The sequence below is a fragment of the Streptosporangium vulgare genome, from assembly GCF_042428775.1.
GTDB lineage: Bacteria > Actinomycetota > Actinomycetes > Streptosporangiales > Streptosporangiaceae > Streptosporangium > Streptosporangium vulgare.
In genome coordinates, this window is the sequence record NZ_JBHMBS010000083.1 from 1 (window position 1) to 2,449 (window position 2,449).

Below are 2,449 nucleotides of genomic sequence, written 5' to 3' on the forward strand. Positions count from 1 at the left end.
GAGGGGCTCGCGCTGTTCGACGCCGCCGCCGCCGTCGACGAGGCCCTGCTGGTGCCGATCCACCTCGACCTCGCCGCGCTGCGCGGCGCGAACGGCATGCGGTCGGCGCTCCTGCGCGGCCTCGTCCGCGCCCCCGCCCGCCGGGTCGTCAGGGCCACCGGAGGCGCCGCCCCCACCGCGTCCGGGCTCGAACAGCGCCTGGCGGGCCTGTCCGGGGAGGAGCAGGTGGCCGCGCTCGTCAAGATCGTCTGCGCCGAGGCCGCCGGGGTGCTCGGGCACGCGAGCGTGGACTCGGTGGAACCCGAGCGGGCGTTCAAGGAGCTCGGCTTCGACTCGCTCACCGCCGTCGAGCTGCGCAACCGGCTCGGCGCCGCGACCGGGCTGCGCCTGCCGACCACCCTCGTCTTCGACTACCCCACCCCGAGCGTGCTCGCCGAGCACATCAGGGACGAGATCGCCCCGCCCGCCGCCGACCCCTCCGCGTCCGTGCTGGCGGAGGTCGACCGGCTGGAGACCCTCCTGTACGCGGCGGGCGGCGGGGACCCCGTCAAGATCACAGCCCGGCTGCGGGCGCTGCTCCGCAAGTGGGACGACACGCACGGCGGCCCGGCGGAGGCCGATTCCGCGCCCGAGCAGGACTTCGAGTCGGTCACCGACGACGAGCTCTTCGCGGTCCTCGACGAGGAACTCGGCACCTCCTGATGGCGCACACCATGACGAATCCCTACTGCCCCGAGGTTGGTTGACGTCCGATGGCGAATGACGACAAGCTGCGTGACTACCTCAAGCGTGCCACCGCGGACCTGCAGCACGCCCGACGCCGCCTGCGCGAGGCGGAGGCCAGGGACCGCGAGCCGATCGCGGTCGTGGCGATGAGCTGCCGCCTCCCCGGCGGGGTGAACAGCCCCGAGGAGCTCTGGCGGCTGGTCGCGGACGGCGAGGACGCCATGTCCGGCTTCCCCGGCGACCGGGGCTGGGACCTGGACCGGCTCTACCACCCCGACCCGGACACCCCCGGCACCACCTACGCCCGCGAGGGCGGGTTCGTCGCCGACGCCGGCGGTTTCGACGCGGGCTTCTTCGGGATGAGCCCCCGCGAGGCGCTGGCCTCCGACCCGCAGCAGCGGCTGCTGCTGGAGACCTCGTGGGAGCTGCTGGAGCGGGCCGGCATCGACCCCGCCACGGTGAAGGGCAGCCGGACGGGCGTGTTCGTCGGCGCCGCCTCCAGCGGGTACGGCGTCGGCCAGGGCGCCTTCCCGGCCGGCGTCGAGGGCCACCTGCTGACGGGCACCTCCACCGCCGTCATGTCCGGCCGGATCTCCTACACCCTCGGTCTCGAAGGACCGGCGGTGACCACCGACACCGCCTGCTCGTCCTCGCTGGTGACCCTGCACATGGCGTGCGAGTCCCTGCGGCGGGGCGAGTGCTCCATGGCCATCACCGGCGGCGTCACCATCATCTTCACCCCCGAGATCTTCGTGGAGTTCAGCCGCCAGCGCGGCCTCGCCCAGGACGGCCGGGTCAAGGCCTTCGCCGCCGCCGCCGACGGCACCGCCTTCTCCGAGGGGATCGGCCTGCTGCTGCTGGAGCGGCTGTCGGACGCGCGCCGCAACGGCCATCCGGTGCTGGCGGTGGTGCGGGGCAGCGCGGTCAACCAGGACGGCGCGAGCAACGGCCTGTCGGCTCCGAACGGTCCCTCCCAGCAGCGGGTCATCCGCCAGGCGCTGGCCAACTCCGAGCTGGTGCCCGCCGACGTGGACGCCGTCGAGGCCCACGGCACCGGCACCATGCTCGGCGACCCGATCGAGGCCCAGGCCCTGCTCGCCACCTACGGCCAGGACCGCCCGGCCGACCGCCCCCTGTGGCTGGGCTCGGTGAAGTCGAACATCGGCCACACCCAGGCCGCCGCCGGGGTCGCGAGCGTCATCAAGGTCGTGATGGCCCTCCAGCGCGGCCTGTTGCCCAGGACCCTGCACGTCGACGAGCCCACCCCGCACGTCGACTGGTCGGCGGGCGCGGTGTCGCTGCTGACCGAGCCGGTCGAGTGGCCCGAGAACGGCCACCCGCGCCGCGCGGGAGTCTCCGGGTTCGGCATCAGCGGCACCAACGCCCACGTGATCATCGAGCAGGCCCCCGCCGACACCGACGCCGACATCGCGGTCGAGGCCGGCACCGGCCTGCCCGCCCCGGCGGCGGAGCTCGCCGGGGAGGTGCCGCTGCCGGTCGTGGTGTCGGCGCGCGGCGAGGAGGCGTTGCGGGCGCAGGCCTCTCGTCTGGCCGCGTTCGTGGAGGAGCGCGAGGACCTCGGGACGCTGGACGTCGCGTACTCGCTGGCCACCGGCAGGTCCGCCTTCGATCATCGTGCGGTGGTGGTGGGCGGGGATCGTGTGGGTGTGGTGCGGGGGTTGTCGGCGCTGGCCGACGGGGCCGCGGGTGTGGGTGTGGTGCG

The 2,449-nt window shown here is 74.4% G+C and carries 2 protein-coding genes; both read left to right on the forward strand.

What is annotated here, in order from left to right:
* Positions 1-702 (forward strand): phosphopantetheine-binding protein (locus ACFFRH_RS44010; protein WP_386164126.1); only part of this gene is annotated, 702 nt, incomplete at its 5' end.
* A 50-nt stretch (positions 703-752) separates the two neighbouring features.
* The coding region (locus tag ACFFRH_RS44015) for a type I polyketide synthase (RefSeq protein WP_386164128.1) at positions 753-2,449 on the forward strand (1,697 nt) is incomplete at its 3' end.